This window comes from Streptomyces chryseus (assembly GCF_014650755.1).
Taxonomy (GTDB): domain Bacteria; phylum Actinomycetota; class Actinomycetes; order Streptomycetales; family Streptomycetaceae; genus Streptomyces; species Streptomyces chryseus.
In genome coordinates this window covers 1-26,103 of sequence record NZ_BMVO01000017.1, presented here as the reverse complement: position 1 = coordinate 26,103, position 26,103 = coordinate 1, and the positions used below count along the sequence as shown (strand labels likewise).

Sequence of the window (26,103 nt, the reverse complement as noted above, 5' to 3'; positions counted from 1 at the left end):
TCCCGGTGCGGTACGGGGCGCTGCCCCCGTACTCCTTGAGTACCCCACAGACTTCCATCCGGGGGGCCGGTTCGGTTGTCGTACCCGGCACCTAGGGTTCAGTCATGAAGCTACGCATTCCCCGCAGCCGGGCGCTCGCCGGCGCGGCCGCCGCGTTCGCCGTCCTCCTCGGGGGCGGTACGTGGACGGCCGCCGCCTCCGGCGGCGACGGGCCCGCCGTGCACCGCGAGGAACGGATCATGAGCATGGACGGGGTGAGAATCGACACCTCGTTCTTCACCGCCGGCGCGGGGAGCGGGCGTCGCCCCGCCGTCCTGCTCGGCCACGGTTTCGGCGGCAGCAAGCGCGACGTGCGGGCGCAGGCCGAGCAGCTGGCCCGCGACGGGTACACCGTGCTGACCTGGTCCGCGCGCGGCTTCGGGAAGTCCACGGGGAAGATCGGGCTGAACGATCCTGACGGCGAGGTCGCGGACGTCTCGCGGCTCATCGACTGGCTCGCGAAGCGGCCGGAGGTGCGGCTCGACGCCGAGGGCGACCCGCGCGTCGGCGTCAGCGGATCGTCGTACGGCGGCGCGATCTCGCTCCTCGCGGCGGGGCACGACCAGCGCGTCGACGCCGTGGCACCGCAGATCACCTACTGGAACCTGGCCGACGCGCTCTTCCCCGACGGCGTCTTCAAGAAGCTCTGGGCCGGGCTGTTCATCAACACGGGCGGCGGCTGCGACCGGTTCGAGAAGCGGCTGTGCGAGATGTACGAACGGGTCGCCGTCGCCGGGCAGCCGGACGCCGCCGCCCGAGACCTCCTGGCCTCGCACAGCCCGTCCGCCGTGGGCGACCGCATCAAGGTGCCCGCGCTCGTCGTGCAGGGGCAGAACGACTCGCTCTTCCCGCTCGACCACGCCGACGCGATCGCGAAGGCGGTCGCGGGCAACGGGGCGCCCGTCGCCGTCGACTGGATCGCCGGCGGCCACGACGGCGGGGACCGCGAGAAGGCCAGGGTCGAGGGCCGGATCACCGACTGGTTCGACCGCTACCTGAAGGACGAGAAGGGCACGGACACCGGGCCCGCCTTCCGCGTCACGCGGACCGGAGGCATCGACTCCACAGACGGCGCGGCCCGGCTGCGGGGCGCCACGGGCGACCGGTACCCGGGCCTGGAGGCCGGGCAGCGGCGGCTGAAGCTCGTGGCGGGCCGGCCCGAGCAGCACTTCGCCAGCCCGGCGGGGGCGAACCCGCCCGCCATCTCCGCCGTCCCGGGCGTCGGGGCGCTTTCCCAGCTCTCCGGGCTCGGCATGGGGCTGTCCCTCGACTTCCCCGGCCAGAACGCGAGCTTCCAGACGGCGCGGCTCACCTCCGACCTGCGCGTCACGGGCTCGCCGACCGTGCGGGTCACGGTGAAGTCGGACCGCGACGACGCCGTCCTGTTCGGCAAGGTGTACGACGTGAGCGCGGACGGGGAGCGGAAGGTGCTGCCCTCCCAGCTCGTCGCGCCCGTCCGCGTCACCGGCGCCGGCGGCAAGGCCGGCGCCACCGTCGACCTGCGGCTCCCGGCGATCGACCACGAGGTCAGGGCCGGGCACCGGCTGCGCGTCGTCCTCGCCGCCACCGACCTCGCCTACGCGTCCCCGGCCGAGCCGGCGGCGTACACCGTCTCCCTCCAGGGCGACGGCACGCTCGCCGTGCCCACCGCGCCCGGCGTCAGGACCGAGGCGGCCCCGCTGCCCTGGTGGGTCTGGGGGCTCCCCGCCATCGGCGTCGTTCTGGCCGCCGCGCTGCTGCTCACCGCCCGGCGGCGGAGCACCGCGCCCGCGCCGGACCCGGCGCTGGCCGAGGTGCCGCTGCAGATCACGGACCTGACCAAGAAGTACGCCAGGTCGGCCGACCGGTACGCCGTACGGGACCTGTCCTTCCGCGTCGAGAAGGGGCAGGTGCTCGGACTCCTCGGGCCGAACGGCGCGGGCAAGACCACCACCCTGCGGATGCTGATGGGCCTCATCACGCCGGACGGCGGCGAGATCCGGGTCTTCGGCCACGCGATCAGGCCGGGCGCGCCCGTGCTGTCGCGGGTCGGCTCGTTCGTGGAGGGCGCGGGCTTCCTGCCGCACCTGACCGGGCGCGCCAACCTGGAGCTGTACTGGCGGGCCACCGGCCGGCCCGCCGAGGACTCCCGCACCGAGGAGGCCCTGGAGATCGCAGGGCTCGGCGACGCGCTGGACCGCGCCGTACGGACGTACTCCCAGGGCATGCGCCAGCGCCTCGCGATCGCCCAGGCCATGCTCGGCATGCCGGACCTGCTCATCCTCGACGAGCCGACGAACGGCCTCGACCCGCCCCAGATCCGCGAGATGCGCGACGTGATGATCCGCTACGCGGCGGCGGGACGCACCGTCATCGTCTCCAGCCACCTCCTCTCCGAGGTCGAGCAGTCCTGCACGCACCTCGTCGTCATGGACCGGGGGCGGCTGATGCGGGCCGGGCCCGTCGCGGAGATCACCGGCGGCACGGACACCCTGCTCGTCACGACGGACGGCGAGGTGACCGAGGCGCTGGCCGAGAAGGTGGGCTCGCTGCCGGGCATCGGGTCCGCCGTACGCACCGACGAAGGTCTGCTCGTACGGCTGGACGGGGCGTCGCCCAGCGCACTCATCGGCGAACTGGTCCGCCTGGACGTGCCGTTGACGGGCGTCGGGCCGAACCGTCGCCTCGAGGACGCGTTCCTCACCCTGATCGGAGGCTCCCGAGCATGAGCAGCAGCAACGGCGTGGCAGCCGTCACCGAACCGGCCGCACCGGCCCCCGCGCGGGCCGCCGGACCGGCCACCGCGTCGGCCCCCGGTTACCGGGCCGGCCGCACCCTGCCGCTGCGCGTCGAGGCGATGCGGCAGTGGCGCAGGCGCCGCACCATGGTCATGGCGCTGGTCCTGGGCGCACTGCCCTTCGTCCTGATCGCCGCGTTCGCCATCGGCGGCGGGCCCGACCGCGAAGGCGGCCGGGTGACGCTGATGGACACCGCCACCGCGTCCGGCGCCAACTTCGCGGCGACCTGCCTGTTCGTGTCGGCCGGCTTCCTGCTGGTCGTGCCGGTGGCGCTGTTCTGCGGGGACACGGTGGCCTCCGAGGCCAACTGGTCCTCGCTGCGCTACCTGCTGGCGGCTCCCGTGCCGCGTGCCCGGTTGCTGTGGAGCAAGCTCGTCGTGGCCCTGGCGTTCAGCCTGGCGGCGATGGTGCTGCTGCCGGTGGTGGCGCTGGCGGCCGGATCGGTCGCGTACGGCTGGGGTCCGCTGGAGCTGCCGACGGGCGGGTCGCTGCCGGCCGGGGACGCCGTGCCCCGGCTCACGCTCGTCGTCGCGTTCATCTTCGTCTCCCAACTGGTCACCGCCGCGCTCGCCTTCTGGCTGTCGACGAAGACGGACGCCCCGCTGGGCGCGGTCGGCGGCGCGGTGGGCCTGACGATCGTGGGCAATGTGCTGGACGCGGTGACGGCGCTGGGGTCCTGGCGCGAGTTCCTGCCGGCGCACTGGCAGTTCGCGTGGGCGGACGCGCTGCAACCGCAACTGGAGTGGGGCGGGATGCTGAAGGGCGCGGCCGTGTCGGTGACGTACGCCGTCGTGCTCTTCGCCCTGGCCTTCCGCGGCTTCGCGCGCAAAGACGTCGTGTCCTGACGGAGGGTCGGCCATGATGTGGGCATGGCCACCCTCCTGATCGCCCTCGCCGTAGTCGCCACGGGGCTGTACGCCGGATTCATGCTGATCTTCCTCACCGGCGTCATGCCCGCCCTGGGGCGGCTGACGGACGAGCAGTTCACGGCGGCGATGCGGCGTATCAACGAGGAGGTCCCGCGCGGCGTGTTCGTGTCGGTCATGCTCGCCTCGGTGGCCTTCCCGGCGGCCGCGCTGGCCGTCCCGGAGGACGACCGGCCGGGCGCGCGGTGGGCGCTGCTCGGCGCCGGCCTCGCCCTGGTGGTCCTCAACCACCTGGTCACGGTCACCGGCAACATCCCGCTGAACAACGCCCTGGCCGCGTCCGAGCAGGCAGGCGCTGCCGACCGCGAGGCCCGCGCGGCCTTCGAGACGCGGTGGAACCGGCTGCACCTGGTACGGACCCTGCTGGTCACGGCGGGGTTCGCCCTCGTCGTGAGCGCCGCGCTGGTGTGACGGCGGGTCCGGCCGGAAGCCGCTCCTTGGTGCGGAGCCCAGCCGCAGGGCAACCATTCACGGAGCCCGAGTGTCTGGTGAGGTGTGTACGGAGCCGTTCGCCGTTCGCCGTCCCGCCGCGCACGGAAGGCGCAGTCGGAGCCGCCCCGGGCTCCTGGTTCAACCGCTGACCCCTCCACGGGAAGGCGGTGCCCCGCCGTGACGACGCCGCGGCGGGGCACTGCCGGTACGGGTCCGGCCCGGAGAGTCAGGCGGCAGTCGCGGCCGGCCGCACCCTGGCCCTGACCCATTGCACGACCTGTGCCGTGGGCGTGCCCGGGGTGAACAGCTCGGCCACGCCCTGTTCCTTCAGCACCACGACGTCCGCCGCCGGGATGATGCCGCCACCGAACACGGTGATGTCCTCGGCGTCGCGCTCGCGCAGCAGCTCCACCACCCGGGGAAAGAGGGTGAGGTGCGCGCCGGACAGGACGGACAGGCCGATGGCGTCGGCGTCCTCCTGGATGGCGGCGTGCACGATCTGCTCGGGTGTCTGGTGGAGTCCGGTGTAGACGACCTCCATGCCGGCGTCGCGCAGGGCCCGCGCGATCACCTTGGCGCCCCGGTCGTGTCCGTCGAGCCCGGGTTTGGCCACCAGGACTCGGATGGGTCTGTCCACGTTGTTCGCTCCTCGCGTCGGTTCCGGGGATCTGCTCAGTAGGCGTCGGTCGGGGCGTACGTGCCCCACACCTCGCGCAGCGCGTCGCACACCTCGCCGATCGTGGCGCGGGCCGCCAGCGCTTCCTTCATGGGATAGAGCACGTTGTCGTCGCCGTCGGCGGCCTTCTTGAGCAGGGCCAGGGCGTCGTCGACGCGGGACTGCTCCCGCCAGGCGCGCAGCTTGCACAGCCGCTCCGCCTGCTGCTTCTCGATGGCGGGGTCGACGCGCAGCGGCTCGTACGGCTCCTCGGCGTCCAGCTGGTAACGGTTGACGCCGACGACGACGCGCTCGGCGCTGTCGGTCTCCAGGGCGATGCGGTACGCGTTGCGCTCGATCTCGGCCTTCTGGAAGCCGTGCTCGATGCCCTGTACGGCGCCGCCGAGATCCTCCAGCTTGCGCATGAGCTCCAGGGTGGCGGCTTCGACCTCGTCGGTCATCTTCTCGACGACGTAGGAGCCGGCGAAGGGGTCGACGGTGGCGGTGACGTCCGTCTCGTAGGCGAGGACCTGCTGGGTGCGCAGGGCCAGGCGGGCGGACTTGTCGGTGGGCAGGGCGATGGCCTCGTCGAAGGAGTTGGTGTGCAGGGACTGGGTTCCGCCTAGGACGGCGGCCAGGCCCTGGACGGCGACGCGCACCAGGTTGACCTCGGGCTGCTGGGCGGTGAGCTGCACGCCGGCGGTCTGGGTGTGGAAGCGCAGCATGAGGGACTTGGGGTTCTTCGCGCCGAACTCGTCGCGCATGACCTTGGCCCAGATCCGGCGCGCGGCACGGAACTTGGCCACTTCTTCGAGGATCGTCGTGCGCGAGACGAAGAAGAACGACAGGCGCGGCGCGAAGTCGTCGACGTCCATGCCGGCCGCGACGGCGGTACGCACGTACTCGATGCCGTCGGCCAGCGTGAAGGCGATCTCCTGCGCGGGCGAGGCGCCGGCCTCGGCCATGTGGTAGCCGGAGATCGAGATCGTGTTCCACTTCGGGATCTCGGCCCTGCAGTACTTGAAGATATCCGCGATCAGGCGCAGCGACGGCTTGGGCGGGAAGATGTACGTCCCGCGCGCGATGTACTCCTTCAGCACGTCGTTCTGGATCGTGCCCGTCAGCTGGTCCGCCGGGACACCTTGCTCCTCGGCGACCAGCTGGTACAGGAGCAGCAGCAGCGCCGCCGGTGCGTTGATCGTCATCGAAGTGGAGACCTTGTCGAGCGGGATGCCGCCGAACAGGACCCGCATGTCGTCGATCGAGTCGATCGCCACGCCGACCTTGCCGACCTCGCCGCTCGCGATCGCCGCGTCGCTGTCGTGGCCCATCTGGGTCGGCAGGTCGAAGGCGACCGACAGACCCATCGTGCCGTTGGCGATCAGCTGCTTGTACCGGGCGTTGGACTCGGCGGCGGTGCCGAAACCGGCGTACTGCCGCATCGTCCAGGGCCGTCCGGTGTACATGGACGGGTAGACACCGCGCGTGAAGGGGTACGAGCCGGGCTCGCCCAGCTTCTCACGGGGGTCCCAGCCCTCCAGGGCGTCCGGTCCGTACACCGGCTCGATGGGCAGTCCGGACTCAGAATCACGCGCCATGACCTTCCTCACCTTCTCTCACTCGTCGACTGGTACCTGTCGCGCCGCCCCGGCAGACGCTATTGAGCCCTTTGTGGACCAACCACCCCCTACTGCGCCCCTGACTCCTCGCGGCGGCGATGACCACCGGCGGTCGGTACCGCCACGATGAGGGCCGATCCGGCGAACACGCGGACGGCCCAACAGGAGGTCAGGTGTCACCACAGCAGGCAGAGGCGAGGCATCGGCCGTCCTCGGTCGTCGTCGTCGGCGCGGGCGCGGCAGGGGTGCAGACGGCGGTCGCCCTGCGCGAGCAGGGGTTCGACGGAGGGGTACGGCTGATCGGTGCGGAACGCCACCGCCCGTACGACCGGCCGCCGCTGTCCAAGGCCGTCCTGCTGGGCGGCAGGCCCGAGGACGCGACCTTCGACGTCGACTTCGAGAAGCTCGGCATCACCCTGGACCTGGGGCGCACCGCGACCGGGATCCGGCCGGACCTGCACCGGCTGGAGACCACGGGGGGCCCGGTCGACTACGACTGCCTGGTCCTGGCGACCGGCGCGGAGCCGGTCCGGCTGCCCGGCACCGAGGGCGTGCCGGGGGTGCATCTGCTGCGTACCCTCGACGACGCGCAGGCGCTGCGGCCCGTGCTCGACGGGCGGCTCGACGTCGTGGTCGTGGGCGCCGGGTGGATCGGCGCGGAGTTCACCACCGCGGCGCGCGAGGCGGGCTGCCTGGTCACCGTGGTCGAGGCCGCCGGCCTGCCGCTGGCGGGGGCGTTGCCCGGTGACGTGGCCGCCCCGATGGCGGCCTGGTACGCGCAGGCCGGTGCGGAACTGCGTACCGGCGCGCGGGTGGAACGCGTCGAGCCGGGCGCCGTGGTGCTCACCGACGGCACCCGGCTGCCCGCCGGCGCGGTCGTCGTCGGCATCGGCGCGCGGCCCGCCACCGGGTGGCTGGACGGCAGCGGCATCGCTCTCGGCGCTCACGGGGAGGTGCTGGCCGACGCGTTGCTGCGCACCTCCGCCGACGATGTGTACGCGGTGGGGGACTGCGCCTCCTTCCCGTCGGCCCGCTTCGGCGAGCGGCTGCTGGTGCACCACTGGGACAACGCGCTGCACGGGCCGCGTACCGTCGCGGCGAACATCGTCGGCCCGAGCCCGGCCGCGTACGATCCCGTGCCCTACTTCTGGTCCGAGCAGTTCGGGCGCTTCGTGCAGTACGCGGGCCGGCACGCGGCGGCCGACACGGTGGTGCGGCGCGGCGATCCCGGCGGCGACTCCTGGAGCGTGTGCTGGCTGCGCGGGGAACGCATGGTCGCCGTACTGGCCGTGGGGCGGGCCCGCGATCTCGCGCAGGGCCGCAGGCTCATCGCCTCGGGGGCGCCGCTGGCGGCCGAGCGCGTCGCCGACCCGGACGTCCCCCTCAAGTCCGCGTTGAAGCCCGCGCCGAGGTCCGGCTGAAGTCGGGCTGAAACAAGGCTGACCCCACCCGGTGACATACCAATCGACCGGTTTACAATGTGGGCTTGGGCGGGGGGTTCAGGAGGGCATCGGATGGCCAAGCAGGAACGCGCGGAGAGGACCCTTCGCCGGATCGTCACCGCGGCGGCGGAGCAGTTCGTCCAGCACGGGTACGCCGGGACGAGTCTGGACGACATCACGCGTGCGGCAGGTGTGTCGAAGGGGGCGTTCTACTTCCACTTCGCCTCGAAGGGCCAAGTGGCCACGGCCGTCGTCGAGCACTCGCAGTCGCTCTTCGAGGACGCCATCACGGAGCCCTGCACCCCGGCGGACTCCCCGCTCCAGCACGTGATCGACCTGACGCACCGGCTCAACTCGCTGCTGCACCTGGAGCCGGCCACGCGTGCCGTCGTGCGGTTCCACCGGGAGTGGACGGGCGCCGAGCAGCCGGAGTTCGACCACTACACGCTCTGGTACGAGACGGTGGGGCAGCTGTTCTGCCAGGCGGCGAAGCGCCGGGAACTGCGCAGCGACATCCCCGCCGCGTCGCCGCGCGTGCTGGCCTCGACCACGCTGTTCTCCATGGAAGCGCTCAGCTGGATGGGCATGTCCACGGACGAGACCGCCCGGCGGCTGACGGACCTGTGGGACGTACTGCTGCCGGCGATCACCCCCACGGGCGTGACCGGCACCTTCCGTACGACCGCTCCGGAGAACTGCGAGCACCGGGAATTCAGTTATCAGCTCTGACCCTCTCCCGCGTTAGGGGTGATTCAGGGGATGTGCGTCCAGCGGATCGGCTCCTAATGTTCTGGGTGTGGCCGACGCAGGGAATTCGCCGCGAACAGCGAGGAGTTCACCGGGTCGGCAGGGTTCGGTGCATCCGTGCCGGGGCCGTGAAATCCCACCGTGTGAGGAGATGGACACCATGAAGAAGATCGCCATCACTGTGAAGGCCGTTCAGGTCACCCAGAACAAGATGCTCGCCTGTAAGGCCTCTTGATCCGTACGTGCGCCCGGAGGGATTCCCTCCGGGCGCACGGTCATGCGCGGCCCCGTTTTCCACAACGGGGTGCGCGACGGGAATCCAGTCCGCGAAACGCACCGTAGAACGGGAGAATTCTTATGGAGCTGCGACGCTCTCGCACTCTGATGGCCGGCTGGCAGAACGGCGGCCTCACCGTCGAGGACTATCTCGCGGAGCCCGGCGACGAGGGACGCACCGGCGTCCAGATCGACGGCACGGCGCTCGACATCCTCGGTCACTTCGAGGACTGGACCGACCCCGAGACCGTCCTCGACCGGTTCGAGGGCTACGACCCGGCGTCCGTGCGCGGAGCCGTCAAGCAGCTCGCCGACGTGGGCCTGCTGCGCACCCGCGACGAGGCGGAGCGCGAGGACAAGCTCGACGAGGCGTGGCGCCACTGGGGCGACGCCGCCCGCTACTTCCACTTCGCCACCAAGAACGTCTCGTACGTGACGGAGGAGAACGGCGCCGACACCGGGCGCACCGAGCTCGTCAGCGAACTGCTCGAAGAGGGCCCGCCCCCGTCGGTGTTCGGACGCCGCAGCGGCGGCCCCAAACTCCGGCTGCCGCGGAGCTTCGTGCCGCTGCGCCGGGACTTCGAGGACGTACTCGTCTCGCGCCGCACGACCCGTGAATTCGCCGACGAGCCGGTCGGGCTGCGAGAATTCTCGACCGTCCTGCATTTCGCCTTCGGGCCCATGTACTTCATCGACGTCCCGAACTTCGGCCAGTTGATGATGCGGACGAGTCCGTGCGGCGGATCGCGCCACGAGAGCGAGTGCTACATCGTCGTACGCAATGTGGAGTCCATCGCTCCCGGGCTCTACCGCTACTGTCCGGAAGACCACAGTCTTGAACTCCTCGACGGCGAGGTCGATCTGGACCGGGTCGGTTTCGAGCAGCGCATGGTGACCTCCGCCGGATTCGTCGTCCTGCTGACCTTCGACGTCAACCGTGCGATGTACAAGTACCGCAATTCCCGGATTCTGCGCACGATTCTGCTGAACGCCGGCCACCTCGCCCAGACGTTCGCGCTGTGCGCGACCGCGGCGGGACTCGGCCCGTTCCAGACCGACGCGTTCCGGGACACCGAGCTGGAGACGGCCCTGGGCCTCGACGGCATCTCGGAGAGCGCGCTGTACGTCTTCGGGGCCGGCATCCCCGCCGTACGCGGGGAAGGCGTTCCCAGCTTCCCGATCTCCGGCGCACGGGACTGACCCCGTGGCCACCGTCGCCTCCGCCAGGCCGCCCGCCGGCAGCCCGCCCGCACCCGTGCCCGCGCGGGTCCAGCGGCGGGTGCTCAGGGTGCTGCTGTGCCTGCAGATCCTCTTCTCCATGGTGATCGCCATGAGCGGTCCCGTGGTGTCGCTGCTCGCCGAGCGCATCACCGGCTCGGCGACCCGGGCCGGTTTCACCCAGGCGAGCATCTTCTGCGGCTCGGTCGCCTGCGCGGTGCCGCTGGCGGCGCTGTCCGCCCGGTACGGCAGACGGGTCGGCCTCGCCGTGGGGCAGCTGACGGGAGCGGTGGCCGCGGGCGTGGTGGTCTGCGGAGCGCTGCTCGACAGCTTCCCGCTGGTCGTGATCGGTTCCTTCGGCATCGGCGGCGCCATCGCCGCCGGGTTCCAGATCCGGTTCGCCGCCACCGACCTGGCCGCCGACGGCCGGCACGGCCGGGCGGTGGGCATGGTCACCTGGGCCTCGACGGCGGGCGGGGTGCTCGGCCCCTCGCTCGTCGGCATCACCGACAAGCTCGTACCCGGCTCCCCCCTCCCCGAGTTCACCTCGCCGTTCATCGTCATCGCGGCGGGGCTCGTGGGGACCTCCCTGCTCGCGTACGGGTTCCTGCGGCCGGACCCGCTGCTCCTGGCCCGCGCCGCCGAGAACGCGAACGCCGAGGACGCGAACGCCGAGGACGCGAAAGCCGAGGACGCGAAAGCCGAGCGGGCGAACACTGAGCGGGCGAACACCGAGCGGGAGCACGCCGACGCGGGCGCGGCCCAAAAGAGCGCCACCGACCGCCCGGCAGGGCTGCGGGCCGGCCTGCGGACGCTGCGGCACAACGCCCAGGCACGGCGGGCGGTCGTCGTCTCGACGACCGTGCACGCCGTGATGATCGCCCTGATGAACATGGCCGCCCTCCACATGCACCACGGCGGCGTCTCCGTCGGGCTCATCGGCATCGTCATCAGCGTCCACGTCGCCGGGATGTACCTGCCGAGCCCCCTGGTCGGCTACCTCGTCGACACGTACGGGTCCTACCGGCTGTTCGTCACCGGCCTCGCCCTGCAGTTCGCCGCCGCCGGGGTGCTCTTCGCCTCGCCCCCGCACTCCGAAGCCGGTGTCGGCGCCGGCCTGCTGCTCCTGGGCGCCGGCTGGGCGGCCGGGTTCGTCGCCGGATCCGCCGCCCTGAGCGAGGCGCTCCCCATCTCGCAGCGGGTCCCGGCCCAGGGCGCCTGCGACCTGATCATCCAGGCCGCCTCCGCCGTCGGCGCGCTCGCCGCGGGCCTCGTGGTCGCGCAGCTGTCGTACGCCGTACTCGCGGCGCTCGGCGGAGCCGCCGTCCTCGCGGTCCTGCTGCGGATCCTGTGGACCGGCCCGCGCGGCAGACCGGCATGAGCGCCACCGGCCCGGTGATCTCCGGAACCACCCGCCTGTTCGCGGTCATCGGCGACCCGGTGGCCCAGGTGCAGGCCCCGGCGATGCTCAACCCCCTGTTCACGCGCCTCGGCGCCGACGCCGTCCTGGTGCCCGTCCACGCCCGCCCGGACGACCTCGCCGACGTCGTACGGGGACTGAAGCGCGTCAGGAACCTGGACGGGCTTCTGATCACCGTCCCGCACAAGGCGGCCTGCCTGGCGTTCGCCGACGACATCAGCCCGGCCGCCGCGCTGAGCGGCTCCACCAACGCGATGCGCCGCACCCCCGAAGGCCGCTGGCAGGCGGAGAACTTCGACGGAGCCGGCTTCGTACGCGGCCTGCGCGTGGCCGGACACGACCCGCGCGGCCGGCGGGTGTCGCTGGCCGGAGCGGGCGGGGCCGGCTGCGCCATCGCCGTGGCACTGGTCGGCGCGGGCGCCCACGTCACCGTGTGGGACACGGAGCAGGACCGGGTCGAGCGGCTCGTGCGGCGGCTCGCCGGGTACGGGAGCGGGCGGATCGCCGGGGCGCGGGCCCCGGTCCCCGCCGACATCGCGGTGAACGCCACCCCGATGGGGCTGCGCCCGCAGGACCCGCTCGCCTTCGACCCGGCGGCGCTGGACCCGGGCACCGTCGTGGCCGACATCATCATGAAGCCGCGCCGCACCGCCCTGATCGAGGCGGCGGAGGCACGCGGCCTCAGGGTGCACTACGGGGCGCCGATGCTGGCCCAACAGCTTGACCTCTACCGGGAGTTCTTCCGCCTGGACGAGCGCGCCGACTGCCCGTAGGGAGCAGTGGAGCGCCGATTACCGGCGGATGGCCGACGCCGCCGCGCTCGTCCCTACTCTCCTCGGCATGCCAGCACTCATGCAGAACACCACCCGCCCCGGCGCGGAGTCCGGGGGCCTGCCGCCCGCCCTGGCCGCGGGCGTCGCCGACGCGCTCGCCAGACCCGCGGCCCAGCAGCCCGACTACCCGGACCCGCAGGCCGTGGCCGACGTACGCACCACCCTGGAACGCATGCCGTCGCTCGTGCTGCCCGGCGAGGTCGACCGGCTGCACCGGCGCCTCGCCGAGGTCGCCCACGGGCAGGCCTTCCTGCTGCACGGCGGCGACTGCGCGGAGACCTTCGCGGGCAACACCGAGGAGCACGTCCACTCGAACATCCGCACCCTGCTGCAGATGGCGGTCGTCCTCACCTACGGCGCGAGCCTGCCGGTCGTCAAGGTGGGCCGGATCGCCGGCCAGTACGCCAAGCCCCGGTCGAAGCCCACCGACGACCTCACCCTGCCCGTCTACCGCGGCGACATCGTCAACTCCGCGACGCCCACCCCCGCGGCCCGCGTCGCCGACCCCGCCCGCATGCTCCAGGCGTACGCCCACTCCAGCGCGAGCCTCAACCACGTCCGCGCCATGGTCGACTCCGGCGTGGCCGACCTCCAGCGCGTCCAGGGCTGGAACCAGAACTTCGTCCGCGACTCCCCGGCCGGTGAGCGCTTCGCCGCCCTGGCCGCCGAGATCGACAGCGGCCTGCGCTTCATGTCCGCCTGCCGGGCCGACCACAGCGCCCTGCACACCACCGAGATCTACGCGAGCCACGAGGCGCTGCTGCTCGACTACGAGCGCGGACTGCTGAGGGCCGGCGGCGGCGCGGCACAGGGAGGACCCGAGCGCCTGTACGGCCTGTCCGGCCACTTCCTGTGGATCGGCGAGCGCACCCGCGGACTCGACGACGCCCATGTGGCGTTCGCGTCGATGCTGGCCAACCCGATCGGCATCAAGATCGGCCCGGGTACGACGCCCGAGCAGGCCGCCGAGTACGTCGAGCGGCTCGACCCGGACGGCGTCCCCGGCCGCCTCACCTTCATCAGCCGAATGGGCTGCGGCCGGGTGCGCGAGGTCCTGCCGGCCATCGTGGAGAAGGTCACCGCCACCGGCCACCGGGTGATCTGGCAGTGCGACCCGATGCACGGCAACACCAAGGAGACCGCCAGCGGTTACAAGTCGCGGCACTTCGACGACATCCTCGACGAGGTGAAGGGCTTCTTCCAGGTCCACCGGGAGCTCGGCACCCACCCGGGCGGCCTGCACATCGAGCTCACCGGCGACCACGTCACCGAGTGCCTCGGCGGCGCGCGGGGCCTGGACGACGCGGGGCTCGTGGCCCGGTACGAGACCAACTGCGACCCGCGCCTCAACTCCGAGCAGTCCGTGGAACTCGCGTTCATGGTCGCCGAGCTGATGCGCGGATGAGTCCGCCGTCCGGCCGCGGACGTCGTACGTCCGGCGGGCACGGCGTCTGCCGTGCCCGCCGGACGCGGGCCTCCCGGTCCCGGGCGGGGGATGACCGGGCCGGGAGGGGTTCAGGGGCGTACGGCCGGCTCGGCCCCGGGAGTCCAGGCCGCCGTACGGGCCGCCTCACGCGGCACGGAGACCAGGGCCGGGCTCTCCTCGGCCCGGGGCGCCGGGGCGGGGCGCGGACGCGGCCGGCTCCAGCGGCGCATGGCCGGCATCTCCACGAAGGTGTAGAGCAGCCAGCCGGCCAGCAGCGTGGCAGCGAACATCCCGAGCATGACCAGGATCGCCACCGGGGTGCTGAACGTGCCGTTGCCGAGCAGCGCCTGCCGGCCCCAGAAGATCACCACACCCTGGGCCAGATAGAAGCCGAAGGAGACATTGCCCAGCCACTGCATGACCGGGCCCCGGAGACGGGTGTTGGCACCGCGCACGTCGGCCGCGGCGAGCGAGGCGATCGCCACGCTGAAGGGAATCGCCGTGGTCGCGACGAAGTTGTACGGCGCCGGCACGTAGATGGCGGCGACGTAGCCGGCGGCCACCAGGGCGATGACGGGCACCGCCCCGATCTTCGGCCAGCGGCCCGCGAGCACGATCCGCGCCAGCAGCATGCCGAGGACGAACTCGAACATGCGGGTGGGCGGCAGCGTGTAGTTGAACCACATCTGCGACGGCGAGAGCGGGATCATCGGGTTGCTCGGCGAGTCCGTGATCACGTACGTCGTCACCAGGCCGACGCCGATCATGCCCACGATGGTGCCGGCGGCGTACCAGTACAGGCGGCGGGCCGGAATCCTCCGTACGAAGTGCAGCAGCAGCGGGAAGCTCAGGTAGAACAGCATCTCGGCGCAGAGCGACCAGGAAGGCGCGTTGACGCTCATCTGCACGTCGAGTGCGTTGACCCAGGAATTCACCAGGAAAAGGCTGAGGAATCCGGTGGTCACCGAGGTGTAGGCGTACGCGAAGAGACCGAGTGCCAGGGTCCACATCACGAGGTGGTTCGGGAAGATCTTCACGAGTCGTCGGCGCCAATAGGCGGTGAGCCGCTCGCCCGGCTTCACCGACCAGGTGATGACGAATCCGCTGAGCAGGAAGAAGAAGGACACGCCCAGGAAGCCGGCGGGTCCGAAGAACGTGTACAGCCCGTCCGCGACGTCCTTGTCGCCGAACGGGTTGACGGGCCCCGAGTGGTCGACCGGGCCGATGGGCTGAAGTGCGTGGATGAAGAACACCAGAAGCGCGGCGAAGAACCGGACGCCCGTCAGTGACGGGAGCGCCTTGCGCTCTCTTCGTATGTCTGGATCGGAATCCACGGTCGGCATGGTTGCGGACACGTCGTGTCTCCATTTCGGGGCCGAAGCGATAGGTGGCGGCACGGCGACATTAGGAAGAACGCCGACCCGTGCACACCCTTAGCGCCCCCTGTGTTCCAAGTCCCCTCGAATAAGGGGGTATTCAGGGGAATGCGCTGGGCCGGAGGCACTGAATACGGTTTCCCTGCATTACTGCCTTACCTCATGTGACAGCACGTACTTTCCCCGGAGGACCCATGCTCGACAGAAGGAATCTGCTCCGCGCCGGCGGCGCCCTCGCCGCCACCGCCGCGGTCGCCGGCACCGGCACCTCGGCCTACGCGGACGGCGGCGGCGGACGCGCCGCCACCGCCCCGGACTGGGCGGCGCTGCGCTCCCGCATCCAGGGCGACGTCGTGCTGCCCGGCGAGGCCACGTACGACGCGTCCAAGCAGCTGGCGATCGGCGAGTACGACGCGATCCGTCCGGCCGGCGTCGTCTACGGCGAGACCGCCGACGACGTCAGCGCCGTGGTCCGCTTCGCCCGCGACAACGGCCTCACGCTGCGCACCCGCAGCGGCGGCCACAACTTCGCGGGCTGGTCGACCGGTGACGGCATCGTCCTCGACGTACGCCGCATCAAGCACATCAAGGGCGGCGGCCGGCCGACCGTGCACCTGGGTCCCGGTGTCCACAGCATCGAGGCGCTGGCGGCCCTCAAGCCGTACAACCAGCAGTTCGTGACCGGCACCTGCCCCGACGTGGCCGTCGGCGGATACCTGTCCGGCGGTGGCGTCGGCTACCAGAGCCGGGCGTTCGGCATCGGCTCGGACCGGGTCGTCTCCGCGCAGGTCGTGCTCGCCGACGGCCGCCAGGTGCGCGCCTCCGAGACCTGCAACCCCGACCTCTTCTGGGCGCTGCGCGGCAGCGGCGGCGGCAACTTCGGTGTCGTCGTCGACTTCGAGGTGCGGCCCGTCTCGGCCCCGCGCATGGTCTTCTACGAGCAGTTCTGGAACTGGGACGACGCCGACGCGTTCCTCGCCGCCTGGCAGGAGTGGTACGTCACCACCCCGCGCCGCAGCAACGCCCAGGTCATCGTGATCCAGCCGGACGCCGGCTCCGGCAACCCGCCGCTCATCCTCCAGCAGGGCGCGTACTACGGCACCAAGGAGCAGGCCGACGCCGGCCTCGCCGAGCTCAACTCCCGGGTCGGCGCCACCCCCGCCAGCAGCAAGGTGCTGGACCTGACGTTCGCCGAGGGCATGGAGCACGTGTACGGGATCGCCGACGGCGCCCCCCACCCGCCGCGCACCCAGTGGCAGCGGATGCGCGCCCGCATGATCAGCAAGCCGCTCGGCACCAGCGGCACCGCCGCCGCGCTCGCCGCGTTCGAGGCCACCCCGACAGCCGGGCAGACCCGCTACCTGAGCTTCATGGGCCTCGGCGGCGCCGTCGCCGACCTGTCTCCGCGCGCCAACGCCTTCGTCCACCGCGACGCGCTGTTCCACGTCGGGTTCGGCGTCGCGCTCGGCAGCGCCGCTCCGGCCGCCGAGGACTCGTCCGCCGCCGTCGCCTGGGCCACCAACGGCTTCAACACCATCGACCCGCTGTCCACGGGCCACTCGTACATCAACTTCCCCGACACGTACCTCAAGGACTGGCAGCACGCCTACTACGGCGAGAACTACGCCCGCCTGGTGTCGGTCAAGAAGGCCTACGACCCGACGCGGTTCTTCAACCACCCGCGCGCCATCGGCAACTGACACCGCCCCCTCCCACGCACGCAGAAAGGCAATCGCGATGACGGTCACCGAGAACGAATCCAGCGGGCAGCCCGGCGAGGCCGCCGCACCCCCGCCGGGCTGCCCCATGCACGGCCTCGTGCCCGGCTACCCCTTCGGGGAGCCGGTCACCACCGAACTGCACCCCAAGTACGCCGAGATCCGCGAGCAGGCCGCGCTCACCCGCGTCAACATGCAGTACGGCGGCGAGGCGTGGCTCGCCACCCGGCACGCCGACGTCAAGACCGTCCTCGCCGACCGCCGGTTCAGCCGCGAGGCAACCGTCGGCAAGGACGTGCCGCGGGTGCGCAAGGCCGTCGAGGAACTCAACATCGTCAGCATGGACGACCCCGAGCACGGCCGGCTGCGCAAGCTGGTCGCCAAGGCGTTCACCGTCCGCCGGGTCGAGCAGATGCGCCCGCGCGCCCAGGAGATAGCCGACGAGCTGCTCGACAAGATGCTCGCCTCCGGCAACACCGGTGACCTGGCCGCCCAGTACGCCTGGATGCTGCCGATCACCGTCATCTGCGAAATGCTCGACGTGCCGCTGGAGGACCACTACAAGTTCCGCGCCTGGATCGACACCTGGCTGACCCTCGGCGACGAGCACACCCTCGAGGAGATGAACGAGGCACGCTTCGAGAAGCTGCCCGAGTACATGTCCTCGCTGATCGCCAAGCGGCGCGCCCAGCCCGGCGACGACCTGCTGTCCGCCCTCGTCGCCGCCCGCGACGAGCAGGACAAGCTGAGCGAGGAGGAGCTGATCACCATGTCGATCGCGCTCCTCGCCACCGGCCACCACACCACGGCCAACCAGCTCGCCAACCACCTGTACATCCTGCTCAGCCGCCGTGAGGAGTGGCAGAAGCTGGTCGACCGGCCGGAGCTGCTCAACACCGCCATCGAGGAGCTGCTGCGCGTCACCCCGCTCAGCCCGTACTCGGAGAACACCCGCATCGCCACCGAGGACCTCGAACTCGGCGGCCAGCTCGTGAAGGCCGGCGAGGCCGTCATGATCTTCCCGGCCGTCGGAAACCGCGACCCGCGCGTCTTCGAGAACCCCGAGGACCTCGACCTCACCCGCGAGCACAACCCGCACATCGCCTTCGGCCACGGCATCCACCACTGCCTGGGCGCCCCGCTGGCCCGCCTGGAGCTCCAGGTGGCGCTCGGCACGCTGCTGCGCCGGCTGCCGGAGGTCGAACTCGCGGTGCCCGCCGAGGACGTGCCCTGGAAGACCGACAACGTCGTACGCGGCGTCGCCGGTCTGCCCGTGCGGTGGTGACCGCCGTGACCTGGCACATCGAGGTGGACCAGCACGCCTGCATGGGCGCCGGTCTGTGCAACGGCAACCTGCCCGACCGGTTCCGGCTGGCGGGCGGCAAGGCCGTACCCGTGGAGGCCCGGATCGAGCCGGACGAGGACGTGCTCGACGCCGCCGACTACTGCCCCTACCGGGCCATCGACGTCACCGACCTGACCACCGGCGACTCCCTCGTCGCGGTCGACTGACCCTCACGTCCTGATCACGCCTTGACCATGAAGACAGGAGAACGGTCGTGACGATCACGACGACCGAGCCGGAGCGCACCTCCGGCCCAGGACGGCCGGCCGCGGCCGGCCCGTCCGTACGCTGGTGGAGACGCCCCTGGGTCGGCCCGCTCGCGACCGTGGCCGCGGTGTTCATCGCGTACAACGTGCCGCGCTACCTCACCTTCGACCCCGCGGACAGCAAGATCCCGCTGGCGCCCGGCCATGCGTGGCACTACCCGGTCCTGGTCGCCCATGTCGTCTTCGGCACGGTCGCCCTGGTCACCTGCTGCCTCCAGGTCTGGCCGGCCCTGCGCAAGAAGCACCCGAAGGTCCACCGGATCAGCGGCCGGCTGTACGTCCTCGCGGGCGTCCTGCCCGGCGCCGTCGCGGGCGTCGCCGTCGCCATGGTCAGCCCGTCGGGACTGTCGATGCAGGTCAGCACCGTCACCACCTCGGTGCTGTGGGCCGGTACGGCGATCGCGGGCATCCGGATGGCCCGGCAGCGCCGGCAGGACGAGCACCGCCGGTGGATGGTGCGCAGCTTCGCGCTGACACTGTCGATCATCTTCAGCCGCATCCTCGGCGTGATCTACGACCACACCATCCTGCCCATGCCCGTCACCCAGGACATCCCGACCCTCATCGCGTGGGGGCAGGCGCGGGCGGGGCTCGCGTCCTGGCCGGGCTGGATCATTCCGCTGCTCATCGCCGAGTGGTGGCTGATCGAACGCGGCGCGGCCGCCCGCCACAAGGCACGGGCCGCCCGGCGCAAGGCCGCGATGCCCTCCTGATCCCCGTACCGCGCACGACGGAGGCCGCCCCCCCGAACTCCGGGGGGCGGCCTCCGTCACGTGCGTGAGCGGGGGAGGGCCGCCGGTCAGCCGAGGCGCTGCCGCTCGCCCGTGGCGGCGGACCGCTTGACCGCGTCCAGGAGGCGGTGCGTGCGGGCCGCCGTGCCGAAGTCCGGCTCGAAGGAGTCACCCGTGCGGATCGCCCGCGCGAGGTCCGCGTACACCCGGTGCACGTTGCTCACCGGGGACGGTACGCCGTCCAGTGCGGGGCGGTAGGCCGCGGGCAGTGCGATCTCCTCGGCGGGGGCGCCGTTGGCCCGGGCGTGGGTGAGGACGAACTCGGGGCCGACCAGCGAGTCGTCCGTCGACCGCAGGACGAGCCGGCCCGCCCGCCCGTGCACCTCGATCCGGAAGCCGTCGCCGCGGGGGCCGCCCGTCATGAAGTGCGCGGAGGCCGCCGCCCCCGACTCCAGCAGGCCCGCCACCACGATCTGGTCCGGCGAGGTCACCTCGATCTCCTCGCCCGTCTCCTGCATCGTCACGCGGCCGATCCGGGTCGTCAGGGTCGCGGACAGCTCGGCGAAGCCGCCCACCGCCGACCCGTACATGTCGAGGGCGTGACCGCCGACGACCGCGACGTGGTTGACGCCCTTGGTGTGGTCGAACAGGGCGGCGTACCGCTGCGACCAGACCTCGGGGGCCGCGAGCGAGTAGCTGAGCGAGGTCGAGAGCACCTCGCCGACCAGGCCGTCCGCGAGCAGGTCGCGCAGCAGGCGGATCGCCGGGTGGTGCCGGGACTGGAGTCCCACGGCGTGCCGGACCCCGGCCTTGTCCGCGCTCGTACGCAGCCGCTCGGCGGTGTCCGCGTCGAGCGCCAGCGGCCACTCGCTGTACACGTGCTTGCCCGCCGCGATCGCCGCGTCCACCAGGCCGTCGCGCTGGGGGAGTTGCACGGCGATGGTGACGAGGTCGACCTCCGGGTGCGCCATCAGCTGACGGGCGTCGTCGAACGCGTGCCGGGCGCCCCACACGCCGGCCGCGGCCCGCGCCGACTCCTGGCTCGTGCCGGCGACCGCCGTGATCTCGTAGTCGTCGCGGGAAGCGGCCAGGGCGGGCAGATGGATTCCCCGCCCCCAGCCCCGCTCGGCGTGCGCCCCTACCACTCCCACTCGGATCCTGTCCGCCATGGTGAACACCTCTCGGTCTGTCGCGTTCTTGCTTGCTGGTCTGTCTCAACGGGTGCCGGTGGCACCACGGCGACGGCCAACGGACCGGAGCGCGGCCGGCAGACAACACCGGCCGCGCTCCCGTCCGTTGGCTCAGCGGGTCAGTGCACGGTCACCGCCGCGGCGCTGGGGGAGGCCGCCTGGTCGGACGGCTGCTCCGACGTGCCCGGCTCCTGCGCGGCCGGCTTGTCCCGCAGGACGAAGAAGGTGACGAGCCAGGCGAGGAAGACGAACCCGGCCGAGAACTGGAACCCGAGCCCGTAACCGTCCCGCAGCGCCTCGACCTGCTCGGTGCCCTTGCTGACCAGCGAGTTGCTGTACGACGTGGCCACCGTGGCCAGGACCGCGAGACCGACCGCGGCGCCCGCCTGCTGGGCGGTGGTGTTCAGGCCCGACGCCAGACCGGCGTCGGCCGGCGCGGCGCCCGACATGGCCCGCATGATGACCGCCGGGACCGTGAGGCCCATGCCGAAGCCCTGGATGACGAGGGTCGGCAGGACGTCCGTGGCGTAGTTGCCGTCGACGGGCGCCCGGCTGAGCAGCAGCAGGCCGACGCCCAGGAACAGCAGACCGGTCAGCAGCACCCGGCGGGTGCCGTAGCGGGCGGTGAGCTTCGCCGTGAAGAACAGCGACATGGTGCCGATGACGATGGGCGCCGGCAGGAACGCCAGGCCGGTCTGCATCGAGTCGAAGCCGAGGACGCGCTGGAGGTACAGGGCGTTGAGGAACTGGAAGCCGAAACCGGCCGCGAAGAGCAGCACCACCGCGATGTTGGCGCCGGAGATCTCCCGGTTGCGGAAGATGCGCAGGGCGAGCAGCGGCTTGGCGGCCTTGGCCTGGCGGAGTACGAACGCGACCAGCAGCAGTACCGAGATCGCGCCGTACAGGCCGAGCTCACCGTTGCTGTACTTGTCCTCGGCGACCTGCGAGATGGTGAAGACACCGAGCGAGAGGCCCGCGGTGACCAGGACGGCGCCGATCGCGTCGGCACCGGCACGCAGTCCGAGACCCGGCCGTCCGGTGAGCAGGCGCAGACCGGCGACCAGCGCCACCGCGCCGATCGGCAGGTTGATCAGGAACACCCAGTGCCAGCCCAGCGTCTCGGTGATGACACCGCCGGCGATCAGGCCGACCGAGGCGCCACCGGCCGAGACGAAGCCGTAGATGCCCATCGCCTTGGCCTGCTCGCCCGGCTCGGGGTACAGGCCGACGATCATGCCGAGCACCACGGCGGACGCCAGTGCGGCTCCCACGCCCTGGAGGAAGCGGCCGGCGATCAGCAGCTCCGAGGTGGTGGCGACGCCGCAGAGGAACGAGGCGGCGGTGAAGGTGACCAGACCCGCCAGGAACACCTTCTTGGTGCCGATCAGGTCACCGAGCCGGCCGGACAGGAGGAGGAGTCCGGCGAACGCGATGAGGTAGGAGTTGACCACCCAGGACAGACCGCTCTGGGAGAAGTCCAGGTCGTTCTGGATGGTCGGCAGGGCGACGGTCACGATCGTCCCGTCCAGGACGATCATCAGCTGCATCGCGCAGAGAATGGCGAGCGCCAGCCCGCGCGAGCTGGATTTCGTTTGTGAGGTCACGGATCTCAACTTTCTTGTCCGGCAACGGAAGGGGAGTGCTGCACATGGGCTGACGAGTGCGGCTGACTCAGGGCGGCTGCCTAAGTGCACGTCTTGTTACAGAGTTCATGGTCTGGGACCATGAACTCGATGGGAAGGAGGCACTTTTATGTCTCAGGGGAACACCGGTGTGACCACCGAGGTCAGCGCCGTGAAGCAGTGCGAAACTCCTGCCGCGCAGTCCGCCTGTTCGGTTCTTGAGGTCCTCGGCCGGGTGAGCGGGAAGTGGAGCATCGGCATCCTGCTGGTCACCACGCAGGGCCCGGCCCGCTTCACCGAACTGGAGCGCCAGGTGAAGGGCATCAGCCGCCGCATGCTGACGCTGACCCTGCGCAACCTGGAACGGGACGGCCTGCTGACCCGCACCGTGTACCCGACGGTGCCGCCGAAGGTCGAGTACACCGCCACACCGATGGCCTGCGAGCTGTACGACTCGCTCGTCCTGCTGACCGGTTGGGCCGAGCGCCACCTGCACGAGATCGACCGGGCCCGCGCCGACTACGACGACGTCCTGGCCGCCGCCGAGGCCGACCGCGCGCCCGCCCTGGCCGGCTGACCACCGCGGCGCCCCGCGCGTGCGGCGCGGGGCGCCCGGGGCGGACCGGGTGCCGGACGCCCCGCGCCGCGTCCTCATGCCACCCGCACGGGAGCCAGGTGCTCCCGCAGGCCGTCCACGAGCCGCGCCGCCGAAGCGCCGTCGGACGCCGCGCCGTAGACGTACGTGTCGGGCCGCACCAGAACGCTCCGCGCCCCGATCCCGTCCAGGTACGCCCCGTACGTGCCCTCGACGTCGACCGCGGCGTCGCGGTGGCCTGCGGTGTCCGTGCCGTCGGCGTCGCGCAGCCACACCAGGCGCGTCCCCAGGCCGGCCAGGAACTCCCGGTCCCCGGCGTCGAGCAGCTCGTTCGGATCGTCCCGGGAGACGAACACGAAGCCCCGTCCGACGACTTCGTCGAACAGCCCCTCGCCGCCCGCCCCCGAAACCCTCGGCTGCGGCACCTGGTCACCGGACCCGGGCCGCCGCCTGCCCTTCTCGTCGCGGTCCAGCAGGCCCTTGGTGAGCGGATGGAACGGCGACTGCTGCGGCCGGGCCAGGTTGCGCTCCCGGGCCGCGATCATCACCGCGTCCCTGTCGGCGGCGGCCTTGGCGTCGGTCTGGCAGATGACCTTGCCGAGGTTCACCGACATCCCGATCGCGTGCTGCACGTGCGTACGCCGCTCCTCGGTGTACGAGTCGAGCAGCGACTCGTCGGCGAGACCCGCGAGCACCAGATCCAGCTTCCACACGAGATTGGCGGCGTCCCGGAATCCCGAACTCATGCCCTGCCCCGCGAACGGCGGCATCAGGTGTGCCGCGTCCCCGGCGATCAACAGCCGCCCGGAGCGCCACTGCCGGCAGGTCGCGGCCTGGAAGGCGTACACGGCGTGCCGCTCCATCACCCCGTCGTCCGGAGTGATCCCGCACAGCTCCAGGAGACGCCACGCGGTCTCGGCCGTGTCCATCTCCTCCTTGGTCTCGCCCGGCAGCAGCATGAACTCCCACCGCCGGTGCCCGGGACCGGCCGACACCTGGGTGCGGGGCCGGGCCGGGTCGCAGATCTGCAGGTTGTTCGGCGTGAACTCGCGCCGGTCGTGCAGGACGAGATCGCAGATCAGCCACTCGTGGTGGAAGCCCAGATCGGTGGCCGGGGTGCCGATGTGACGGCGTACGAAGCTGTTCGCCCCGTCGCAGCCCACGATCCAGCGCGAGCGCAACCGGCGGCGCGTCCCGTCCGCGCTGCGCACGGCCAGTTCGACACCGTCGTCCGTCTCGGCCAGGTCGACCGCCTCGTACCCGCGCAGCACGGTCAGCTCCGGGAGCCGCTTGCCGCGCGCGATCAGCGCCTCCTCCAGGCCCGGCTGGTACATGGACGTCGACTCGGGCCAGCCGTTGCGGCCGTGCTCCTCGGCGGCGCCGATGTAGAGCAGGTCCTGCCCGGCGCCGTTGCGCCACATGTAGTCGCCCGACGCCTCGCCCACCGAGGCGAGGTGGCCGGCGACCCCGGCCGCGGCCAGGATGCGGGCCGCCTCGCCGTCGAAGGCGACGGCGCGCGGCATCGTGTACGGCCTGGGGTGCCGCTCGACGACGATCACCCGGCGGCCGCGCTGGGCCATCAGATTGGCCAGCACCTGCCCCACCGGGCCGTAGCCGACGACGAGCAGATCCGCCACCTCGTCGGGCCACCACAACGGACTCTCGGCCGACGCAGACATCGTGTACTCCTCCTTCGTGAGTGGCGGTGCAGGGTCAGTCCTGCAGCAGGATGTGCTTGATCACGGCGTCCAGGTCGGGCTGCTTCACCAGCACCCGCACCTGCTCACGCCCGTCCTCGACGGTCAGCAGACGGCGGCCGGTCAGCGTCATCTGCCCGTTCTCCAGCGCCCGGCCCCGGATGTACGTGACATTGGCGGCCAGCATCCGGGCGTACTCGTCGAGGACCGGGTTGTCGTGGTCGAGCCACTCCGAGAAGCTCCGCGCCTTGAGCCGGAAGCGGTGGATGGTGCTCCACTCGCCGTCGCGCGGTTTGCGCTCCAGGTAGTGGAAGCCCGTACCGTCCGGATCGGCGGCGGACTGCTCGACGACCCGGAACTGGCTGCCGTACTGCTCCTGCGCCTCGGGGGACACCCGTACCGGCTCGATCAGCGAGGGACCCGAGTAGCCGACGTCGGCCAGGTACCAGTCGCCGTCGATCCGTACGCCGTTGAAGAGGTGCTCCAGCTCCGGGCCGAAGCTGCCGTCGGGGCCGCGCACACCGGCCGAGAAGACGACGACCTCGAAGCCGAGCCTGCCGAGCAACTCACGGAAGAGGCCGTTCAGTTCGTAGCAGACGCCACCGCGACCGCCGACGACGACCTCCTTGAAGACGGTGTCGACGTCGATGTCGACACCGTCCCAGATCGCCGTGCCGCGCTCCTCGTTGAGGAAGTTGTCGAAGGGGACGGTCATCAGGTGCGCCTTGTGGAGGACGCGCAGCGTCTCCAGCGTCGCGGCGGGCGGCGGGCCGCTGTGGCCGAGTGCGGTGAGGTAGTGATCGATGTCGAACATGGCGTGGTCCGTGCCTTTCGGAAGGATGTTCAAGGGGTTCGCCGGGCTGTCGGCGGGGCGGCGGAGGTGGGAAGGCTCAGGCCTCGGCGGGGACCGCGACCTTGCCGACCAGGTACTCCGCGACCATCGCGGGCGTCGGCTGGTCGAACAGCAGCATCACGGGCAGCTCGACGCCGATCTTCTCGGCCAGCCGGTTGCGCAGCTCCACGGCGGTCAGCGAGTTGAACCCCACGTCGAAGAACGCCTCGTCGTCGTCGACCGCGTCCGCCGTCGCGTGGCCGAGCACGGCCGCGGTCTCGGCCCGTACCAGTTCGAGCAGGGCGTCGGCCCGCTCCTCGCCGGAGAGGCCGGCGATCCGCTCGGCGAACGATTCCTTGGACGACGTCATTTCGGTCTCCTCGTCAGGGTCGGTGAAACCGGCGGCCGTCAGCTCGTCGGCGGCCCCGGTGGGCTGCACCTGCGCGAGCCAGTAGTGCCGGCGCTGGAAGGGGTAGGTGGGCAGCTCGACCCGCGCGGGCCGCGCGTCCCCGAAGGCCGGCCGCCAGTCGAGCCGTACGCCGCGCACGTGCAGCTCGGCCGCCGACAGCAGGAACCGCTGGAGGCCACCGTCCTCGCGCCGCAGCGTCCCGCCCACGACGGTGGGGGCGCCGGCCAGTCCCTCGACGATCTCGCGCACCGGCATGCTGAGTACGGGGTGGGCGCTGATCTCGACGAACACGCGGAAGTCTTCGGTGACGAGTTGTTCGATGGATTCGCTGAAGCGGACCTGGTGGCGGAGGTTGTCGTACCAGTAGCGGCTGTCGACGGGTGTGGTGTCGAGCCACTCGGCCCGGAGGGTGGAGAACATCGGGATGGTGGGAACGCTGGGCCGCAGGCCGTCGAGGACGAGGGCGAGTTCGTCTTCGATGCGTTCGACGTGGCTGGTGTGGGAGGCGTAGT

At 71.6% G+C, this 26,103-nt stretch carries 22 protein-coding genes; 14 read left to right on the top strand and 8 right to left on the bottom strand.

Going from position 1 to position 26,103, the window contains the following annotated elements; translation table 11 throughout:
* Positions 1 to 104: 104 nt before the first annotated feature.
* From IE185_RS22880 to IE185_RS22870, 3 genes are read left to right on the top strand one after another with little or no spacing between them, the layout of a single operon-like run.
* Complete coding sequence (locus IE185_RS22880) at positions 105 to 2,747, top strand: alpha/beta fold hydrolase (protein ID WP_138897938.1); 2,643 nt, start codon at positions 105 to 107, stop codon at positions 2,745 to 2,747.
* Positions 2,744 to 3,661, top strand: coding sequence for an ABC transporter permease (locus tag IE185_RS22875; protein WP_138897937.1), 918 nt, complete (start codon positions 2,744 to 2,746; stop codon positions 3,659 to 3,661). Before IE185_RS22880 ends, IE185_RS22875 begins: the two co-directional genes overlap by 4 nt.
* 24 nt (positions 3,662 to 3,685) lie before the next feature.
* Complete coding sequence (locus IE185_RS22870) at positions 3,686 to 4,153, top strand: anthrone oxygenase family protein (protein WP_138897936.1); 468 nt, start codon at positions 3,686 to 3,688, stop codon at positions 4,151 to 4,153.
* 247 nt (positions 4,154 to 4,400) lie between these two features.
* On the opposite strand, the gene icmB is transcribed toward IE185_RS22870, so the two are convergent.
* Both icmB and IE185_RS22860 read right to left on the bottom strand, forming a co-directional pair.
* Positions 4,401 to 4,811: a coenzyme B12-dependent isobutyryl CoA mutase small subunit gene (gene icmB / locus IE185_RS22865; protein WP_138897935.1), complete on the bottom strand. Its 411-nt coding sequence runs from the start codon at positions 4,809 to 4,811 to the stop codon at positions 4,401 to 4,403.
* 35 nt (positions 4,812 to 4,846) lie between these two features.
* Positions 4,847 to 6,427: an acyl-CoA mutase large subunit family protein gene (locus IE185_RS22860; RefSeq protein ID WP_189715868.1), complete on the bottom strand. Its 1,581-nt coding sequence runs from the start codon at positions 6,425 to 6,427 to the stop codon at positions 4,847 to 4,849.
* A gap of 194 nt (positions 6,428 to 6,621) precedes the next feature.
* Here IE185_RS22860 and IE185_RS22855 point away from each other — a divergent pair, with 194 nt between their 5' ends.
* The 6 genes from IE185_RS22855 to IE185_RS22830 all read left to right on the top strand — a co-directional run bounded on the left by IE185_RS22855 (position 6,622) and on the right by IE185_RS22830 (position 13,789).
* Positions 6,622 to 7,869, top strand: coding sequence for an NAD(P)/FAD-dependent oxidoreductase (locus tag IE185_RS22855; RefSeq protein WP_229843646.1), 1,248 nt, complete (start codon positions 6,622 to 6,624; stop codon positions 7,867 to 7,869).
* Between the two features lie 93 nt (positions 7,870 to 7,962).
* Complete coding sequence (locus tag IE185_RS22850; protein ID WP_170198287.1) at positions 7,963 to 8,619, top strand: ScbR family autoregulator-binding transcription factor; 657 nt, start codon at positions 7,963 to 7,965, stop codon at positions 8,617 to 8,619.
* A 375-nt stretch (positions 8,620 to 8,994) separates the two neighbouring features.
* Complete coding sequence (locus IE185_RS22845) at positions 8,995 to 10,113, top strand: SagB/ThcOx family dehydrogenase (protein ID WP_138895088.1); 1,119 nt, start codon at positions 8,995 to 8,997, stop codon at positions 10,111 to 10,113.
* A 4-nt stretch (positions 10,114 to 10,117) separates the two neighbouring features.
* Positions 10,118 to 11,512 carry an MFS transporter gene (locus IE185_RS22840; protein ID WP_138895089.1) on the top strand — a complete coding sequence of 465 codons (1,395 nt, stop codon included), beginning with the start codon at positions 10,118 to 10,120 and terminating at the stop codon, positions 11,510 to 11,512.
* Positions 11,509 to 12,324, top strand: coding sequence for a shikimate dehydrogenase family protein (locus IE185_RS22835; RefSeq protein ID WP_138895090.1), 816 nt, complete (start codon positions 11,509 to 11,511; stop codon positions 12,322 to 12,324). The genes IE185_RS22840 and IE185_RS22835 overlap by 4 nt, the downstream gene beginning before the upstream one ends.
* 67 nt (positions 12,325 to 12,391) lie before the next feature.
* Positions 12,392 to 13,789, top strand: a complete 1,398-nt coding sequence (locus IE185_RS22830) for a class II 3-deoxy-7-phosphoheptulonate synthase (protein ID WP_189715866.1) — start codon at positions 12,392 to 12,394, stop codon at positions 13,787 to 13,789.
* 110 nt (positions 13,790 to 13,899) lie between these two features.
* Here IE185_RS22830 and IE185_RS22825 read toward each other — a convergent pair whose 3' ends face one another.
* Positions 13,900 to 15,144, bottom strand: coding sequence for an acyltransferase family protein (locus IE185_RS22825; protein ID WP_229843645.1), 1,245 nt, complete (start codon positions 15,142 to 15,144; stop codon positions 13,900 to 13,902).
* 236 nt (positions 15,145 to 15,380) lie between these two features.
* Here IE185_RS22825 and IE185_RS22820 point away from each other — a divergent pair, with 236 nt between their 5' ends.
* From IE185_RS22820 to IE185_RS22805, 4 genes are read left to right on the top strand one after another with little or no spacing between them, the layout of a single operon-like run.
* Positions 15,381 to 16,886, top strand: coding sequence for an FAD-binding oxidoreductase (locus IE185_RS22820; protein ID WP_138896958.1), 1,506 nt, complete (start codon positions 15,381 to 15,383; stop codon positions 16,884 to 16,886).
* A gap of 37 nt (positions 16,887 to 16,923) precedes the next feature.
* Positions 16,924 to 18,189, top strand: coding sequence for a cytochrome P450 (locus IE185_RS22815; RefSeq protein WP_138896959.1), 1,266 nt, complete (start codon positions 16,924 to 16,926; stop codon positions 18,187 to 18,189).
* A gap of 5 nt (positions 18,190 to 18,194) precedes the next feature.
* Positions 18,195 to 18,416 (top strand): ferredoxin, encoded by a 222-nt coding sequence (locus IE185_RS22810; protein WP_308432796.1) that lies wholly within the window; start codon positions 18,195 to 18,197, stop codon positions 18,414 to 18,416.
* A 47-nt stretch (positions 18,417 to 18,463) separates the two neighbouring features.
* Positions 18,464 to 19,228, top strand: coding sequence for a DUF2306 domain-containing protein (locus IE185_RS22805; protein WP_208766344.1), 765 nt, complete (start codon positions 18,464 to 18,466; stop codon positions 19,226 to 19,228).
* Between the two features lie 86 nt (positions 19,229 to 19,314).
* On the opposite strand, the gene IE185_RS22800 is transcribed toward IE185_RS22805, so the two are convergent.
* Positions 19,315 to 20,415 (bottom strand): Gfo/Idh/MocA family protein, encoded by a 1,101-nt coding sequence (locus IE185_RS22800; RefSeq protein WP_138896961.1) that lies wholly within the window; start codon positions 20,413 to 20,415, stop codon positions 19,315 to 19,317.
* A gap of 140 nt (positions 20,416 to 20,555) precedes the next feature.
* Positions 20,556 to 21,983, bottom strand: a complete 1,428-nt coding sequence (locus IE185_RS22795; RefSeq protein ID WP_138896965.1) for an MFS transporter — start codon at positions 21,981 to 21,983, stop codon at positions 20,556 to 20,558.
* Positions 21,984 to 22,188: 205 nt separating this feature from the next.
* On the opposite strand from IE185_RS22795, the gene IE185_RS22790 reads away from it, so the two are divergent.
* Positions 22,189 to 22,635 carry a winged helix-turn-helix transcriptional regulator gene (locus tag IE185_RS22790; protein WP_138896962.1) on the top strand — a complete coding sequence of 149 codons (447 nt, stop codon included), beginning with the start codon at positions 22,189 to 22,191 and terminating at the stop codon, positions 22,633 to 22,635.
* Positions 22,636 to 22,709: 74 nt separating this feature from the next.
* On the opposite strand, the gene mhpA is transcribed toward IE185_RS22790, so the two are convergent.
* The 3 genes from mhpA to IE185_RS22775 all read right to left on the bottom strand — a co-directional run.
* Positions 22,710 to 24,233, bottom strand: coding sequence for a bifunctional 3-(3-hydroxy-phenyl)propionate/3-hydroxycinnamic acid hydroxylase MhpA (mhpA, locus tag IE185_RS22785; protein WP_373303748.1), 1,524 nt, complete (start codon positions 24,231 to 24,233; stop codon positions 22,710 to 22,712).
* Between the two features lie 133 nt (positions 24,234 to 24,366).
* Positions 24,367 to 25,164 (bottom strand): arylamine N-acetyltransferase family protein, encoded by a 798-nt coding sequence (locus IE185_RS22780; protein WP_138898992.1) that lies wholly within the window; start codon positions 25,162 to 25,164, stop codon positions 24,367 to 24,369.
* A 76-nt stretch (positions 25,165 to 25,240) separates the two neighbouring features.
* On the bottom strand, positions 25,241 to 26,103 hold an 863-nt coding region (locus tag IE185_RS22775), incomplete at its 5' end, for an acyltransferase domain-containing protein (RefSeq protein ID WP_189715863.1).

Bases quoted from the DNA above. Each gene is read 5' to 3' on its own strand.
- IE185_RS22790 (WP_138896962.1), top strand. From the start codon at position 22,189: ATGTCTCAGGGGAACACCGGTGTGACCACCGAGGTCAGCGCCGTGAAG.
- IE185_RS22820 (WP_138896958.1), top strand. From the start codon at position 15,381: ATGCTCGACAGAAGGAATCTGCTCCGCGCCGGCGGCGCCCTCGCCGCC.
- IE185_RS22860 (WP_189715868.1), bottom strand. From the start codon at position 6,427: ATGGCGCGTGATTCTGAGTCCGGACTGCCCATCGAGCCGGTGTACGGA.
- IE185_RS22780 (WP_138898992.1), bottom strand. From the start codon at position 25,164: ATGTTCGACATCGATCACTACCTCACCGCACTCGGCCACAGCGGCCCG.
- IE185_RS22850 (WP_170198287.1), top strand. From the start codon at position 7,963: ATGGCCAAGCAGGAACGCGCGGAGAGGACCCTTCGCCGGATCGTCACC.
- mhpA (WP_373303748.1), bottom strand. From the start codon at position 24,233: ATGGCCCAGCGCGGCCGCCGGGTGATCGTCGTCGAGCGGCACCCCAGG.
- IE185_RS22870 (WP_138897936.1), top strand. From the start codon at position 3,686: ATGGCCACCCTCCTGATCGCCCTCGCCGTAGTCGCCACGGGGCTGTAC.
- IE185_RS22835 (WP_138895090.1), top strand. From the start codon at position 11,509: ATGAGCGCCACCGGCCCGGTGATCTCCGGAACCACCCGCCTGTTCGCG.
- IE185_RS22845 (WP_138895088.1), top strand. From the start codon at position 8,995: ATGGAGCTGCGACGCTCTCGCACTCTGATGGCCGGCTGGCAGAACGGC.
- IE185_RS22880 (WP_138897938.1), top strand. From the start codon at position 105: ATGAAGCTACGCATTCCCCGCAGCCGGGCGCTCGCCGGCGCGGCCGCC.
- IE185_RS22830 (WP_189715866.1), top strand. From the start codon at position 12,392: ATGCCAGCACTCATGCAGAACACCACCCGCCCCGGCGCGGAGTCCGGG.
- IE185_RS22875 (WP_138897937.1), top strand. From the start codon at position 2,744: ATGAGCAGCAGCAACGGCGTGGCAGCCGTCACCGAACCGGCCGCACCG.
- IE185_RS22800 (WP_138896961.1), bottom strand. From the start codon at position 20,415: ATGGCGGACAGGATCCGAGTGGGAGTGGTAGGGGCGCACGCCGAGCGG.
- IE185_RS22815 (WP_138896959.1), top strand. From the start codon at position 16,924: ATGACGGTCACCGAGAACGAATCCAGCGGGCAGCCCGGCGAGGCCGCC.
- IE185_RS22795 (WP_138896965.1), bottom strand. From the start codon at position 21,983: ATGCAGCTGATGATCGTCCTGGACGGGACGATCGTGACCGTCGCCCTG.